General features: G+C 69.6%; 15 protein-coding genes. 5 read left to right on the forward strand and 10 right to left on the reverse strand.

Translation table 11 applies throughout. From position 1 onward, the window contains the following. Positions 1–24: 24 nt before the first annotated feature. The 10 genes from K206_RS0127950 to K206_RS0127995 all read right to left on the reverse strand — a co-directional run bounded on the left by K206_RS0127950 (position 25) and on the right by K206_RS0127995 (position 10,806). Complete coding sequence (locus tag K206_RS0127950; RefSeq protein ID WP_020205676.1) at positions 25–936, reverse strand: MaoC/PaaZ C-terminal domain-containing protein; 912 nt, start codon at positions 934–936, stop codon at positions 25–27. After that, positions 936–3,203 carry a 3-hydroxybutyrate oligomer hydrolase family protein gene (locus K206_RS0127955; RefSeq protein ID WP_020423947.1) on the reverse strand — a complete coding sequence of 756 codons (2,268 nt, stop codon included), beginning with the start codon at positions 3,201–3,203 and terminating at the stop codon, positions 936–938. Before K206_RS0127955 ends, K206_RS0127950 begins: the two co-directional genes overlap by 1 nt. Positions 3,204–3,374: 171 nt before the next feature. Then, positions 3,375–4,019: a TetR family transcriptional regulator gene (locus K206_RS0127960; RefSeq protein ID WP_020205678.1), complete on the reverse strand. Its 645-nt coding sequence runs from the start codon at positions 4,017–4,019 to the stop codon at positions 3,375–3,377. A gap of 110 nt (positions 4,020–4,129) precedes the next feature. Beyond that, the gene (gene crcB / locus K206_RS0127965) at positions 4,130–4,510 is read right to left on the reverse strand and encodes a fluoride efflux transporter CrcB (RefSeq protein ID WP_020205679.1); all 381 of its coding nucleotides are present in this window, start codon (positions 4,508–4,510) and stop codon (positions 4,130–4,132) included. Beyond that, a complete protein-coding gene (gene moaE, locus K206_RS0127970; protein ID WP_020205680.1) occupies positions 4,510–5,025 on the reverse strand; it encodes a molybdopterin synthase catalytic subunit MoaE in 516 nt (171 codons plus the stop codon). The genes crcB and moaE overlap by 1 nt, the downstream gene beginning before the upstream one ends. A gap of 1 nt (position 5,026) precedes the next feature. Next, on the reverse strand, positions 5,027–5,284 hold the full coding sequence (gene moaD, locus K206_RS0127975) for a molybdopterin converting factor subunit 1 (protein ID WP_020205681.1): 258 nt from the start codon (positions 5,282–5,284) through the stop codon (positions 5,027–5,029). A 14-nt stretch (positions 5,285–5,298) separates the two neighbouring features. Further along, a complete protein-coding gene (gene glp, locus K206_RS0127980; RefSeq protein ID WP_029044174.1) occupies positions 5,299–6,540 on the reverse strand; it encodes a gephyrin-like molybdotransferase Glp in 1,242 nt (413 codons plus the stop codon). A 215-nt stretch (positions 6,541–6,755) separates the two neighbouring features. Next, the gene (gene thrC, locus K206_RS0127985; RefSeq protein ID WP_020205683.1) at positions 6,756–8,201 is read right to left on the reverse strand and encodes a threonine synthase; all 1,446 of its coding nucleotides are present in this window, start codon (positions 8,199–8,201) and stop codon (positions 6,756–6,758) included. A 7-nt stretch (positions 8,202–8,208) separates the two neighbouring features. Beyond that, positions 8,209–9,519: a homoserine dehydrogenase gene (locus tag K206_RS0127990; RefSeq protein ID WP_020205684.1), complete on the reverse strand. Its 1,311-nt coding sequence runs from the start codon at positions 9,517–9,519 to the stop codon at positions 8,209–8,211. Between the two features lie 51 nt (positions 9,520–9,570). Then, a complete protein-coding gene (locus K206_RS0127995) occupies positions 9,571–10,806 on the reverse strand; it encodes a pyridoxal phosphate-dependent aminotransferase (RefSeq protein ID WP_029044175.1) in 1,236 nt (411 codons plus the stop codon). 307 nt (positions 10,807–11,113) lie between these two features. On the opposite strand from K206_RS0127995, the gene K206_RS0128000 reads away from it, so the two are divergent. The 5 genes from K206_RS0128000 to K206_RS0128020 form a co-directional block, all read left to right on the forward strand. After that, positions 11,114–11,494 (forward strand): Mth938-like domain-containing protein, encoded by a 381-nt coding sequence (locus tag K206_RS0128000; RefSeq protein ID WP_029044176.1) that lies wholly within the window; start codon positions 11,114–11,116, stop codon positions 11,492–11,494. Between the two features lie 166 nt (positions 11,495–11,660). After that, positions 11,661–12,122, forward strand: a complete 462-nt coding sequence (locus tag K206_RS0128005; RefSeq protein ID WP_020205687.1) for a peroxiredoxin — start codon at positions 11,661–11,663, stop codon at positions 12,120–12,122. A 351-nt stretch (positions 12,123–12,473) separates the two neighbouring features. Continuing rightward, on the forward strand, positions 12,474–14,195 hold the full coding sequence (locus K206_RS0128010) for a PhoH family protein (protein WP_020205688.1): 1,722 nt from the start codon (positions 12,474–12,476) through the stop codon (positions 14,193–14,195). A 171-nt stretch (positions 14,196–14,366) separates the two neighbouring features. Beyond that, positions 14,367–14,807 carry a hypothetical protein gene (locus K206_RS0128015; protein ID WP_020205689.1) on the forward strand — a complete coding sequence of 147 codons (441 nt, stop codon included), beginning with the start codon at positions 14,367–14,369 and terminating at the stop codon, positions 14,805–14,807. 107 nt (positions 14,808–14,914) lie between these two features. Beyond that, positions 14,915–15,373, forward strand: a 459-nt coding sequence (locus tag K206_RS0128020) for a C40 family peptidase (protein WP_020205690.1), incomplete at its 3' end; no start/stop codon positions are given.

The raw sequence follows: 15,373 nt of genomic DNA on the forward strand, positions 1-15,373 counted from the left end.
GGCGATCCCCGCCGGCGGGCGCGCTCAGGCCGCCGCCAGGGCCCGCTTGTTTTCCAGGTTGCGCACCAGCACCAGCGCCTCGCCGGACAGCACCGCGCGGCCGTCGTCGCCGGTCACCACGGTGGCCAGGTTGACCAGGTCCTTGTCGCCGCGCAGGCGCACGATGCGCACCGAGGCGGTCAGCAGCTCGCCCAGCCGCGCCGGCGAGCGCAGCCGCAGCGACTGCTGCATCCAGCCGGCGCCGCGCCCGGGCAGGCGCGTGCCGAGCAGGTCGGAGAACATCCCGGCCAGCAGCGGCAGCGGCACCATCGCGCCGTCGAAGCCCCGGCTGCGGGCGAACACCGGATCGGTGTAGAACGGATTGCCGTCGTCGGTCAGCGCGACGTACTCGTCGATGTCGCCGGCGCTGAAGCTGCGCACCGCCGATGCCTCCTGGCCCACGCTCAGGTGATAGAGCACGCGCTCGCCGCCGGGCGCGGCCGGCAGGGCGTCGTCCGGCTCGCGCAGGCGCGCTTCGGCCAGCGCGCCGGCGCTGGCGTCGACCAGCAGGACCGCGTCGCCCTGCGCCGTCACCTGCTCGTCGCCCGCGGGCATGCGCGCGCCGCCGCGCCGCACGCAGCGGATCGCGGTGTCCAGCGCGATGCGGCCGCGGCCCGGCGTGTCGTTGAGCACCAGCACGGCCGCCACGCCGTCGCCGACGAAGGCCGGCCGCGGGAACATCAGCGTCTGCCCGATCGGCAGCACCGGCAGCGGGTTGCTGCGCCGCATCTGCGCGCACAGCAGCGAGAACAGCAGCATGCCGTGCGCCACCGTGGCGCCGAAGGGCGTGGCGCGGGCGAAGGCCGGGTCGCAGTGGATCGGGTTGTCGTCGCGCGAGAGCGAGGCGAAGCGGTCGAAGTCTTCCTGCGTCAGGACGCGCGGGCGGGATGCCTTCATCAGTTGGGTACCTCTACGGTGCTGCCGTTGACCGCGATGCGGTCCGCGCTGGCCGGCACGGCGGCGAACGGCGGCAGGTTGGTGGACAGGAGCGCCGGCGCCGGCGACAGCGTGCCGCCGCGCGCGACGGTGCGCACGACCTGCGAAGGCGGCAGCGCGGTGCCGACGGTCAGGTTGGCGTAGACCGCGTCGAGCGCGCGGTTCAGGTAGACGTGCAGCGGGATGAAACGGTTGTCATAACCGGCCACCGCGCCGATGAAGCTGTCGAAATGCTGCCCGTTGGTCACTTCGATATACGATAGCCTGCTGGCGCTGCCCTCCTGCAGGCGGTTGTAGCCGAGATACGGGCGCGACGTGTGGTTGACCGGCAGCAGCGCGTCGCTGCGGCCATGCACGATGATGGCCGGCTTGCCGTGCAGGTTGCCCGAGCGCAGCGTCTGCGCCTGGCCGGCCTGCAGCGCCGGCGACGCGCCGCCGGTGCCGCCCAGCAGCGCGCGCAGGCAGCGCGCGCCGTCGAGATTGGCATCCGCCACATTGTTGCCCGGCGACTTCGAATAGACATCGCGCAGCGGGCCGCCCGGATTGTTGTCGTTGATCAGTTGCACGCTGGCCGCCGGCGGCACGCCGTTGCCGGTGGCGTACAGCACGTTGAGCACGTCCGGCGCGATGGCCGCCGGCGTGAGCACCGCGGCGCCGGTGGCGGCGAAGCTGTAGCCGCACAGGCGGTCGGCCACGGCGGCGCGCGCGAGCGCGTTGGCGAATGTCACCGAGACCGCGCTGGCCACCTCGAACAGCGCCAGCGACGGATGGATCTCGTCCGACTCCGGCTCCCAGCCCGCGTCGTGCAGCGCCTGCAGCGCGTTGGCGGCCTGCGCCGCGGTGTCGGCGCCGGTGATGATGCCGGCGTCCGCCAGCGACTGGCAGCGGTTGAGCGCCGGCTGCGCCAGCGCCACGGCGGGCTGCGCGTAGAGATTGACGGCCGGCGCGTTGACCAGCGCCGCCGCCTGCGAGGTGCACAGCTGCAGCAGGTTCGCGGTGGTGATGTAGTCGTACAGCGTGCGCCCGGACGCCGCCACCGGCGTGCCGCCGCGCGTGACGGTCACGCCGGTGCCCGCCGGCAGGTTGAGGTTGGGCTCGCCCACGGCCACGCCGTCGATCAGGCCCTCGGTGTCCTGCTCGGCCGCGGCGATGGCCGCGCCGCCGCCGTTGGAGACGCTGGAGGCAATCACCACCACCGTCTGCGGGCTGAAGGTGCGCTGGCGCGTGCCGTCCGGCGCCACCGTGCCGAAGCGGTCGTTGAGCGCCCACAGCGCGAACTGCGCGGCCTGCAGCGTGAAGCTGCCCCAGTCCTTCTCGGGGTTGCGCTGCGAGTGCGCGTGCTTGAAGGCCAGGCGGTGCGGCGCGAGCGCGTTGAAGGCCGGCAGGCTGGTGCCTGGGAACGGCGCGGCGAACTGCGCATTGGCGCCGGCCGCGCCGCGCGCGGCGCGCGTGCCGTCGATCAGCGGCACGGTGTCGGCATCGAGGTCGTGCGGCGCGGCGCCGGTGCCCTTGTCGGTGTAGGCCACGGCGCAGCCGCGCTTGAGCGCCCACTCGCCGGTGGAGATGCCGCCGTAGACGCCGCGCGAGCCCGACGAGGTCGCGGTGATCAGGCACGGCCGGGTCACGTCGAAGCTGTCCGGGATCTGCACCAGCATGGTCACGTTCTGGCGGCTGCTGCCGTCGTCGGAGAAGGCCAGGTACTCGCGCCCGGCCACCTTGCCCTGCCCGCCGGTGACGTTGCCCTGGGCGTCCACGTTGGGGCCGAACAGCGTACCGTAGCCGCCGCCGGCGGTGGTGTCGACCAGCGCGCGGTAGTTGGTATAGATGGCGTAGCGGCGCAGCTCGGCCGCGGTGGGCGCGGCCGGGTTCAGCGGCAGCGGCGCGGTGGCCGACGCCAGCCCGTCCTTGCCGAGGCCGGCGGTGAGCAGGTCGTCGGTGTTGCCGTCGTAGGACTTGATCGTCACCGTGCCGATATTGGACGGCTTGACGTTGGGACTGGCGTTGCCGCCGTTGTTGCCATTGCCGTTGCCGCCACCGCCGCAGGCGGCCAGCGCCAGGCAGGCCAGGCCCGCCAGCGCCAGCCGGGCCACGCCACCGAGACTCACCGCGGATTCGCGCGACATGCCGTACCCCCCGTTTCCTGCCGGTCCGATCGGGAACACATGCACGGCGTGCGCGGCGCCGCCGGCATGGCGCGCCGGACTGGCCGCAAGGTGCTTGCGTTGCATGCTCGTCTCCTCGTGGGATGCCTTCTTCTTGTTGCCGGTGCGGATCGGGCTGCCGATCGATATTGCCCGCCGTTACTGCCTGTGCTTCCGTTGCTGGCTCTTTCCGTTGCTGGCCCTGCCGTCGTTTCCTGCTTGCCGCGTCCCTTCCGCGCGTCCCTTCCGTGCGGCCGTTCAGTGCGTGCCCGGCGCCGGCTTGCCGTCGCGCTGCGTTCGGCGCGCCTCCAGTCCGTGCGAGATCATGTCGAACGCAGTGTCGACCACCTTGGCCATCGACGCCGGGCGCTTCCACAGCGCATAGCGCATGCCGAGGAAATTGCTGATGCCGATCAGGCACCAGGCCCGCACCTCGGCATCGCCGGGCGAGATCTGGCCCTGTTCTTCGGCCTCGTCCAGGCGGCGGCGGTAGATGTCGGCGAAGGCCTGGAAGTAGCTGCTGTAGATGGCTTCGTCCACCGAATACGAATCGAGCACGATGCGGTACAGGTTCTTGTGGCGCGAGACGAACGAGAGGAAGGCCCTGAGGCCGAGCCGCTCGGCCTCGATCCGCGTGTGCGCCGGGCCGGCGTGCTTGCGCAGGTGGGCGCGCACCAGTTCCAGCATACGCTGCATCAGCGCGCGGAAGATGTCTTCCTTGTCCTTGAAGTAGAGATAGAAGGTGCCCATCGCCACCTGGGCCTCCTGGGTGATCTCGGAGATCGACGCCACGTGGTAGCCCTTCTCGCCGAACACCTTCTCGGCGGCGCGCAGCAGCGCCGCGCGGGTCTTCTGGCCGCGCGCGGTCTTGGGCTGGCTCGCGCCGGGATCGGTCAGCGGCATCGCGGCTCCGGGATCGTGAAACATGAATCAGCTATCATGTTTCATCGTATAAACCCGGTGCTCGGCATGTCAATAGATCGCATCCCGTAGACCGGCGCCGGGCGCGGCGCTCAGGCCAGCAGCCGGTAGGTCCACAGGCCGAGCACGGTCAGCGCCAGCGAGCCGCCCAGGTGCAGCAGCAGGTGCGCCGCGGCCCAGCCGTAGTCGCCGGCCATCAGGTTGGCCACGACTTCGCTGGAGAAGGTGGAAAAGGTGGTGAGCCCGCCGAGAAAGCCGGTCACCGCCAGCAGGCGCCATTCGGACGGCAGTTCCACGTGCGAGTCGAAATAGCCGACGGCGAGGCCGACCAGGTAGCCGCCCACCAGGTTGGCGGCCAGCGTGCCGTAGGGCAGCGCCGGGTTGGCGGCGTTCCACAGCACCGAGAACAGCCAGCGCAGCCACGCGCCCATCGCGGCGCCCACGCCCACCGCGACAAACCCGAGCGGGCCCATCAGCGCGCGGCTTCCGCGTCCTGCGGGGGCGCCGCGGGGGCGTCGCCGCTGGCGTTGAGCGAGCGCACGCCCCAGCGCTGCAGCGCGGCCTCGTCGGCAACGCGCGCGTCGACCCAGCGCGCGCCTTCCGGAGTCTGCTCTTTCTTCCAGAACGGCGCCTCGGACTTGAGATAGTCCATGATGAATTCGCAGGCGGCGAACGCGTTGCCGCGATGGGCCGAGGCCACCGCCACCAGCACGATCTGGTCCAGTGGCAGCAGCGGCCCGACCCGGTGCACGATGGTCACGCCGAGCAGCGCCCAGCGCTCCCGCGCCACCGCCTCGATGCGGGCCAGCGCCTTCTCGGTCATGCCCGGGTAGTGCTCCAGCTCCATCGCGCTGACGGCGCTGCCGTCGCTGACGTCGCGCACCGTGCCGATGAAGCTGGCCACCGCGCCCACGCCCGGCTGGTCCGCGCGCAGCGCGGCCACCTCGGCGCCCAGGTCGAAATCCTCGCGCTGCACCCTGACGCTCATCTCAGCCTCCCGTGACCGGCGGGAAGAAGGCCACCTCGCAGCCTTCGGCCAGCGCGCTGCCGGCGCCCGCCACCTCGTGGTCCACCGCCATGCGCAGGGCGCGGCCTTCGGCCAGCACTTCGGCCCAGGCGCCGCCGCGCGCGCCCAGCCACTGGCGCAGCTCGCCCACGGTGGCCACCGTGGCCGGCACCGCGACGCGCTCCTGCCCCAGGCCCAGTTGCTCGCGCACGCTGGCAAAAAAACGCAGTTCGATGTTCATCGCAGTCACTCTCCTCAGCCCAGCAGCCCGTCGAAGGCGATGTACTGCACGATGTCGCCGCGCGCGATCGCCTGGCCCGGCGGGTTGTCGACCAGGCCGTCGCCCCACACGGTGGAAGTCAGCACGCCCGAGCTCTGGTTGGGAAACAGCTCGAGCCCGCCGGCCTGGTTGGTGCGCACGCGCAGGAATTCGTTGCGGCGGTCGCCCTTGGGCAGGTCGAAATCGGCGCGCAGCAGCAAGCGGCGCGGCATCACGTCCTGCACGCCCTGCAAGCGCAGGATGAAGGGCCGCACGAACAGCAGGAAGGTCACGAAGCTGGACACCGGGTTGCCCGGCAGGCCGAGGAAATAGGCCGGCGCCTGCCCGCCGCGCGCGACCTCGCCGAAGGCCAGCGGCCTGCCTGGCTTCATGGCGATCTGCCACAGGTTCAGGCGCCCTTCGGCCTGGACCGCCGGCTTGATATGGTCTTCCTCGCCGACCGAGACGCCGCCCGAGGTGATGATCAGGTCATGCCCGGCGGCGGCGCGGCGCAGCGTGTCGCGCGTGGCGGCCAGCGAGTCCGGCACGATGCCGAAGTCGCTGACCTCGCAGCCGAGCCGGTCGAGCAGGCCGCGCAGCGTGAAGCGGTTGGAGTTGTAGATGGCGCCCGGCTTGAGCGGCTCGCCCGGCATGGCGAGCTCGTCGCCGGTGAAGAACACCGCCACCTTGACGCGGCGCACCACGTCGAGCGCGGCCTGCCCCACCGAGGCGGCCAGCCCGAGCGCCTGCGGCGTCAGGCGCGTGCCGGCGGGCAGGATCACGCTGCCGGCGCGGATGTCCTCGCCCGCGCGGCGGATCCACTCGCCGGCCTGCGGCGCGTGGTTGACCACCACCTCGTCGCCTTCGGCCACGCATTGCTCCTGCATGACCACCGCATCGGCGCCGGGCGGGATCAGGCCGCCGGTGAAGATGCGCGCCGCGGTGCCGGCGGCCAGCGCCGTGCCCACGTGGCCGGCGGGAATGCGCTGCGCCACGCGCAGGCGCGCGCCGGGCGCGGGCACGTCGGCATGGCGCACGGCGTAGCCGTCCATCGCGGTATTGTCCGCGGGCGGCACGTCCAGCGTGCTGGCCACGGGCGCGGCCAGCACGCGGCCGTTGGCATCGAGCGTGGCGATGCGCTCGCTCTCGGCCAGCGGCGTGGCGCCGGCCAGCAGGGCTTCGAGCGCCTGGGCCGTGGTCAGCATGGGGGAACGGGCGGGCGCGGCGGCTTGGGTCATGACGAAAGCAGGTAGGTGGGGACGGCAGGCTGAGACGCAAACCCGCGGTCGCCCAAGGGAAACGGCCCACGTACCGTCCCCGGTACCTGCGGGGGCGATGCGCGGGCCGTGCGGTTCAGCTCGGCAAGTCCGATTGTAGCGAGTTGGCGCCAACCCAGCCAACGGCCGGCCGCGGATGCCGCCGGTGCCGCCAGTGCCGGGAAGGCGGGCGCGGCCTACAGGCCGGTGTGGCCGGCGATGAAGGCCTTGATCCGGCCGGCGTCGGCGGGCATGACCTCGAAACGCTGCGGCAGCTTCTCGATGCCGTCGAAGCTGGCCGGCCGCTCCGGCTCGTGGCCGAGCGCCTCGCGGATGGTGTCGGCGAACTTGGCCGGCAGCGCGGTTTCCAGCACCACCATCGGCACGCCGGGGGTGAGGTGCTCGCGTGCGACCTTGACGCCGTCGGCGGTGTGCGTGTCGATGGTGATGCCGTAGCGCGAGGACAGGTCGCGGATGGTGGCGAGGCGGTCCTCGTGCGTGCTGCGCCCGGAGACGAAGCCGAACGCGCGGATGCGCTCGAATTCCGCCGTGCCGGCGAGGTCGAAGCCGCCCGCGGTGTCGACGTCGCGGAACATCCGCGCCAGCTTGGCGGCATCGCGGCCGAGCAGGTCGAACACGAAGCGCTCGAAGTTCGAGGCCTTGGAGATGTCCATGCTCGGGCTGGAGGTGTGGTACGTCTCGGCCGACTTGCGCACGCGGTAGGTGCCGGTGCGGAAGAATTCGTCGAGCACGTCGTTCTCGTTGGTGGCCACCACCAGCTTGTCGATCGGCAGGCCCATCATGCGCGCGATGTGGCCGGCGCAGACGTTGCCGAAATTGCCCGACGGCACGCAGAACGAGACCTTCTGGCCCGGGCCGCTGGTCGCCAGCAGCCAGCCCTTGAAGTAGTACACCACCTGGGCCACCACGCGCGCCCAGTTGATCGAGTTGACCGTGCCGATCTTCTGGCGGGCCTTGTAGCCGAGGTCGTTCGACACCGCCTTGACGATGTCCTGGCAGTCGTCGAACACGCCTTCGACCGCCAGGTTGAAGATGTTCGGGTCCTGCAGGCTGAACATCTGCGCGGTCTGGAACGCGCTCATCTTGCGGTGCGGGCTGAGCATGAACACGCGGATGCCGCGCTTGCCGCGCATCGCGTATTCGGCGGCGCTGCCGGTGTCGCCCGAGGTGGCGCCGAGGATGTTCAGCTCCTGCCCGGCGCGCGCCAGCGCGTACTCGAACAGGTTGCCGAGCAGCTGCATGGCCATGTCCTTGAACGCCAGCGTGGGGCCGTTGGACAGGCCCAGCAGTTGCAGCGGCGCCCCGCCCTCCTCGCCCAGCGTGCGCAGCGGGGTGATGTCGGCGGTGTTGTCGCCGGGGCGGGCGTTGCAGTACACCTCGGCGGTGTAGGTCTTGCGCGTGAGCGCGCGCAGGTCCGCGGCCGGGATGTCGTCGCAAAAGCGGGACAGCACTTCGAAGGCGAGATCGGCGTAGGACAGCTTGCGCCAGGCCTCCAGCTCGTCGGCGGTGACTTGCGGGTATGCCTGCGGCAGGTACAGCCCGCCGTCCGGCGCCAGGCCGCCCAGCAGGATCTCGGAGAAGGTTTGCGGCGCCTCGTGGCCGCGCGTCGACAGGTATTTCATCGCTCGCTCAGTTCAGTTCTTCCATGCGCAGGCGCGTGACCGCGGACAGCACGGTCGGCAGCGCCTCGATCTTGGCGATGGCGGCGTTGACCTGCTTCTCGCGCGTGAGGTGCGACAGCATGATGATGTCGGTCTGCGGCTCGCCTTCGCGCGACTCCTTCTGCAGCATGGCATCGATGGAGATGCCGGCGTCGGCGAGGATGCGGGTGATGTCGGCCAGCACGCCGGTCTCGTCGGCCACGCGCATGCGCAGGTAGTACGAGCTGGTGACTTCCTCGATCGGCAGCACCGGCACGCTGGACAGCTCGTCCGGCTGGAAGGCCAGGTGCGGCACGCGGTGCTCGGGGTCGGCGGTGTGCAGGCGGGTCACGTCGACGAGGTCGGCGATCACGGCCGAGGCGGTCGGCTCGGCGCCGGCGCCCTTGCCGTAGTACAGCGTGGCGCCCACGGCGTCGCCCTGCACCAGCACCGCGTTCATGGCGCCTTCCACGTTGGCGATCAGGCGCTTGGTGGGCACCAGGGTCGGGTGCACGCGCAGCTCGATGCCGTTCTCGCGGCGGCGCGTCAGGCCCAGCAGCTTGATGCGGTAGCCGAGCTCCTCGGCGTAGCGGATGTCCACGGCCGACAGCCTGGTGATGCCTTCCACGTAAGCCTTGTCGAACTGCACCGGCATGCCGAACGCGATCGAGCTCATCAGCGTGACCTTGTGGGCCGCGTCGATGCCTTCGATGTCGAAGGTCGGGTCGGCCTCGGCATAACCGAGCGCCTGCGCTTCCTTGAGCACGGTGTCGAAGTCCAGGCCCTTGTCGCGCATCTCCGACAGGATGAAGTTGGTGGTGCCGTTGATGATGCCGGCGATCCACTCGATGCGGTTGGCGGTCAGGCCTTCGCGCAGCGCCTTGATGATGGGGATGCCGCCGGCCACCGCGGCTTCGAAGGCCACGATCACGCCCTTGCGGCGCGCCGCCTCGAAGATCTCGTTGCCGTGCACGGCCAGCAGCGCCTTGTTGGCGGTGACGACGTGCTTGCCGTTCTCGATGGCCTTGAGCACCAGCTCGCGCGCGATGCCGTAGCCGCCGATCAGCTCGACGACGATGTCGATTCCGGCGCGGGTGACGACCTCGTTGGCGTCGGCCACCACCTCGACCTGCCCACCGGTCAGCTCGCGGGCGCGTTCGGTGTTGAGGTCGGCGACCACGGCAATCTCGATGCCGCGGCCGGCGCGGCGGCGGATCTCTTCCTGGTTGCGTTGCAGCACGTTGAACGTGCCGCTACCGACGGTACCGATGCCAAGCAGGCCTACTTTGATGGGGTTCATGGACAATCTGACTCTGGGTTGCTGAAAAATGGATTGCGCCGCGGCGCCGGCTCAGGCCGCGAGGCCCTGGTGGCGCCTGCGGTAGGCATCGAGGAAGCGGCCCACGCGGCCGATGGCCTCGCGCAGGTCTTCCTCGTGCGGCAGGAACACGATCCGGAAATGGTCCGGCTTGCCCCAGTTGAAGCCGGTGCCCTGCACCAGCAGCACCTTGGATTCCTGCAGCAGCTCGTAGATGAATTCCTGGTCGTCCTGGATCGGGTACATCGACAGGTCGAGCTTGGGGAACAGGTACAGCGCGGCCTTGGGCTTGACGCAGGTCACGCCCGGGATCTGCGTGATCAGCTCGTGCGCGAGGTCGCGCTGGCGGCGCAGGCGGCCGCCCTCGCCCACCAGGTCGTTGATGCTCTGGTAGCCGCCCAGCGCGGTCTGGATGGCCCACTGGCCCGGCACGTTGGCGCACAGGCGCATCGAGGACAGCATGTTGAGGCCCTCGATGTAGTCCAGCGCCGGGCGCTTGTCGCCCGACACCACCATCCAGCCGGCGCGGTAGCCGCACGAGCGGTAGTTCTTGGACAGGCCGTTGAAGGTCACGGTCAGCACGTCGGTCGACAGCGCGGCGATCGAGGTGTGGGTGTGGCCGTCGTACAGCACCTTGTCGTAGATCTCGTCGGCGAAGATGATCAGGCCGTGCTCGCGCGCGATCGCCACGATGGCCTCGAGCAGCTCGTCCGAATACAGCGCGCCGGTCGGGTTGTTGGGGTTGATGACGACGATGGCCTTGGTATTGGGCGTGATCTTGGCGCGGATGTCGTCGAGGTCGGGCATCCACTCGTTGGCCTCGTCGCACACGTAGTGCACCGGGGTGCCGCCCGACAGGCTCACCGCGGCGGTCCACAGCGGGTAGTCCGGCGCCGGCACCAGCACTTCGTCGCCGCCGTTGAGCAGCGCGTTCATCGACATCACGATCAGTTCCGAGGCGCCGTTGCCCACGTAGATGTCGTCCAGCCCCACGCCTTCGATGTTCTTCTGCTGGGTGTAGTGCATGATCGCCTTGCGCGCGGCGAAGATGCCCTTGGAGTCCGAGTAGCCCGCCGAGTTGGGCAGGTTGCGCATCATGTCCTGCTGGATCTCTTCCGGGGCGTCGAAACCGAACACGGCGAGATTGCCGATGTTCAGCTTGATGATCTTGTGGCCTTCCTCTTCCATCTGCTTGGCCTTCTCCAGCACCGGGCCGCGGATGTCGTAGCAAACATTGTTGAGCTTGTTGGATTTCTGGATCGGTTTCACGGCGATGTCGGCAGGAGGCAAGGGCCGCCGGGCAAGCGGCGGCTGGCTAGGGAATCCGGGTGGGAAGGAGTGGTCCGCGGGCGCCTGTCCGCTGCGGTGCGACGCGAAACGTGGCAGGCAGGGAGGCAAAAGCTATAATTTATCGGATTATGACAGACTTCGGCAGGGATTCTTGCATTGCAGCGTGCGCCGCCGGGCGCTTGCCGTTCTGTCGCCGTTCCGCTTTCAACCCGCCCCCAAACCCGCCCCGGGCGGCCGCCCGCTCGCCGGGCACCCGCCGCGGGGCCGCGCCGCCAAAGGTTCCCCATTGAAACTCCACGCTGACCAGCCCAATGCCCTCAATACGGTGACCGCCTACGGGCCCGGCTATATCGAAATCAACATGGTGCGCTACACCGAGTCCGTGCTGGTCATGCCCGAGGGCGAGATCCGGCCGTGGCCGGTGCGGCGCTTCGAAGACCTGGAGCCGGCCCATTTCGAGGGCCTGCTGCCGCACGCGCCCGAGGTGGTGCTGCTCGGCACCGGCAACCGCCTGCGCTTCCCGCACCCGCGCCTGACCGACTCGCTGGCGCGCCGGCACGTGGGCGTGGACGCGATGGACCTGCAGGCCGCCTGCCGCACCTACAACATCCTGATGGCCGAAGGCCGCAAGGTGGCGGCGGTGCTGCTGCTGGAAGACCCGGCCTGAGCCTGGCCGCGGTTGCGCCGCGGCCGTCCGGGCGCCCGCGGGCACGGCGCGGCAAGTTAAGCGCGCGCCACGCTTGAAGTTTGCCGGGCCGCCCCCATCTGCCGCCACCAAGGTGGCAGCACGCATGCCGCCGCCTCCCTTCCTGCCTCTCCCAGGAGCCACAAGAATGACAATCAGTCTCGACCAGGCCGTACCCGACTTCAGCGCGCCCGCCACCGGCGGTGCTTTCCGCCTCTCCGAGCAGCGTGGCAAGACGGTAGTGCTGTATTTCTATCCCAAGGACAACACGCCGGGCTGCACCACGGAAGCCATGAACTTCCGCGACCAGTACGACGGCTTCCTCGGCGCCGACGCGGTGGTGTTCGGCATCTCGCGCGACAGCATGAAGTCGCACGAGAACTTCAAGGCCAAGCTGGAATTGCCGTTCGAGCTCATCTCCGACGGCGACGAAGCCGTCTGCACCCTGTTCGATGTCATCAAGATGAAGAAAATGTATGGCAAGGAAGTGCGCGGCATCGAGCGCAGCACCTTCGTCATCGACCGCAAGGGCATCCTGCGCCACGCCATGCGCGGCATCAAGGTGCCCAACCACGTCGACGAGGTCCTGCAGATCGTGCGCAGCCTCTGAGCACGCCGGCCCGCGGGGCGGCCGCTGAATCGCCGCAGCAACACCCGCGCGCCGGTGCCATATCGGCGATTGCAAAACAGAAATCGTTCGGATACATTGACCCGTAATGAGTTCAGAATCCGGATGCCACGCTGTTTCATCGTCCCGTCCCAGGTGCCTCGAGCCCCGGGCCGGTAGCGGACCTGCCGTGTCTCCGGTCCGCAAGAAAGCCGTCAAACCTGCTGCACAGGTCTGGCGGCTTTTTTGTTTGTACGCACAGGACACGATCGGCACCTTCGCGGCCCAGCGCGGCCGCCCCCGTGTCCTGCGCGGTTTTCCAGCCGTCTTCTCCCCCTGAAAGGAAAGCCAAGCATGCCGCTGCCGACCATGCCCGCCAAGCCTGCTCAATTGCTTGACCCGAGCGAATTCGCCCCGGTGACCAAGCTGCCCAAGGCCAGATCCGCGACACAGGGCAAGAAACCTGTGCCGGCGCTGGAGCGCGTGGCCTTGCTGGAAACCGGAAACGGCACGACCGAAGACGCGCCGGCCGTGGTGGCCCGCGCGGGCGGCACCACGCGCGCGCGCGGCAAGGACGCGCCGGCGCCGCTGACCTCCGTGCCGACCCTGTCCTCGGTGCCCAAGGTCCCCGCCAAGACCGCCGCTGGCGCCACCGGCCGACGCGCGCCCAAGCACACCGGGCCCGCCAAGCTGTTCGTGCTGGACACCAACGTGCTGATGCACGATCCGTCCTCGCTGTTCCGCTTCGAGGAGCACGACGTCTATCTGCCGATGATGACGCTCGAGGAGCTGGACAACCACAAGAAGGGCATGAGCGAAGTCGCGCGCAACGCGCGCACCGTCAGCCGCACGCTGGACGCGCTGGTGGGCGGCACCGACGGCTCGCTCGACGAAGGCATGCCGCTGGCCAAGCTGGGCAACCGCGACGCCCAGGGCAAGCTGTTCCTGCAGACCAAGCTCAACGAGATCAAGCTGCCCGACGGCCTGCCCCAGGGCAAGGCCGACAACCAGATCCTGGGCGTGGTCAGCGCCCTGCAGCAGCAGTTCCCGGACCGCCAGGTGGTGCTGGTGTCGAAAGACATCAACATGCGCATCAAGGCGCGCGCGCTGGGCCTGCCCGCCGAGGACTACTTCAACGACCAGGTCCTCGAGGACAAGGACCTGCTCTATTCGGGCGTGATGGTCCTGCCCAACGATTTCTGGGCCAAGCACGGCAAGGGCGTGGAAAGCTGGCAGGACCCCAAGTCCGGCGCCATGTTCTACCGCCTGACCGGCCCGCTGGTGCCGTCGTTCCTGGTCAACCAGTTCGTCTACCTGGAGCCCAGCGACGGCAGCCTGCCGCTGTACGCCCAGGTCAAGGAGATCAACGGCAAGACCGCGCTGCTGCAGACGCTCAAGGACTTCACGCACCACAAGAACAATGTGTGGAGCGTGACCGCGCGCAACCGCGAGCAGAACTTCGCGCTCAACCTGCTGATGCACCCGGAGATCGACTTCGTCACGCTGCTGGGCCAGGCCGGCACCGGCAAGACGCTGCTGGCGCTGGCCGCGGGCCTGGAGCAGGTGCTCGACCAGAAGCTCTACAACGAGATCATCGTCACCCGCGCCACCGTGCCGGTGGGCGAGGACATCGGCTTCCTGCCCGGCACCGAGGAAGAAAAGATGCAGCCCTGGATGGGCGCGTTCGACGACAACCTGGAAGTGCTGCAGAAGAGCGACGACAGCGCCGGCGAATGGGGCCGCGCCGCCACCCAGGAGCTGATCCGCTCGCGCATCAAGGTCAAGAGCATGAACTTCATGCGCGGGCGCACCTTCGTCAACAAGTTCGTCATCATCGACGAGGCGCAGAACCTGACGCCGAAGCAGATGAAGACGCTGGTGACGCGCGCGGGCCCCGGCACCAAGATCATCTGCCTGGGCAACATCGCGCAGATCGACACGCCCTACCTGACCGAGGGCTCGTCCGGCCTGACCTACGTGGTCGACCGCTTCAAGGGATGGAGCCACAGCGGCCACATCACGCTGGCGCGCGGCGAGCGCTCGCGCCTGGCGGACCATGCGGCGGATGTCCTGTAGCCGCCGCGCGGCGCCGGCCGCCGCGCCGCCTTTGTAGGACCGCGACCGGCATCATTGCGCGCCGGCCTGGCCTAGCATCAAGGCAAGCGCAGCGCCCGCCAGTCCGGCACCTGTGTGCCGGCGCCTGGCGGGCGCTTTTTCGTTTCGGCTCTGGATCGATGGAGGCATTGAATGGATACCCAGCATTCTCGCCAAGCATGCGCCCGGCACCATGCGCCGCGGCGCCGCGCGGCCGGCGGCCTTGCCGTGGCAGCCGCCTGCCTGCTGTGCGGCCCCGCCCTCGCCGCGGACGAAATGGTGATCCGCACGATGGGCCCGATCAGCTACGTCTGCGGCGGCATTGCCGCCGACGAGCAGCTGGCACTGGCCGCCCAGCAGAAGAACTTCAGCATGGGCGTGCTGTTCACGCAGGGCGAGCGCGGCGAATATCTGGCCGACGTGGCCGTGCGCGTGATGCGCGAAGGCCACGAAGTCGCCAGCTTTACCGCCAGCGGGCCGAAGTGCCTCATCAAGGCCCCGCAAGGCAGCTACAATATCGAAGCGACTTATAAGGGTCAGGCCAGGTCGGTCACTGTGAGCACGGGCACCTACAACGCGCAGCTGCGCTGGTAGTTGCGTCGGTAGTTGCGCTGGAAGGCGCCCGCCGGAAGGCTGCCTTCGCGGCGGCCCCGCTCGCGGTTGGCGGCTGGCGCCTGGCCCGGGACCGGACCAGAACGAGAATGCCAACGCGCCAGACCGCCAAGCCGTCACCACGCGCGCCATCGTCACCGCTGGCGCGCGCTGCCTGCCGGGCCCGCCTGCCCTCGCTGTGCGCGGCCGCCCTGCTGCTCGCCGCCTGCGCCTCCGCGCCGCCGCCGCGCCACGGCGGCCTCTCGCGCCTGCCCGGCACGCCGATGGTGGATCCGAGCGCGGGGCTGGAAGAAGTGTCCATCCAGGCCATGTCCCTGGTCGGCACGCCCTACCGCTACGGCGGCAACACCCCCGATTCCGGCTTCGACTGCAGCGGGCTAGTGCGCTACGTGGTGCTGCGCGCCGCCAACGTCAACCTGCCGCGCACCACCGAGGCGATGGGCGAGCGCGGCGTGCCGCTCGAGCGCAGCCAGGTGGCCTCGGGCGACCTGGTGTTCTTCAACACCACCGGCCGCGCCAACTCGCACGTGGGCATCTACGTGGGCCAG

The organism is Cupriavidus sp. WS (assembly GCF_000395345.1).
Lineage (GTDB): Bacteria > Pseudomonadota > Gammaproteobacteria > Burkholderiales > Burkholderiaceae > Cupriavidus > Cupriavidus basilensis_B.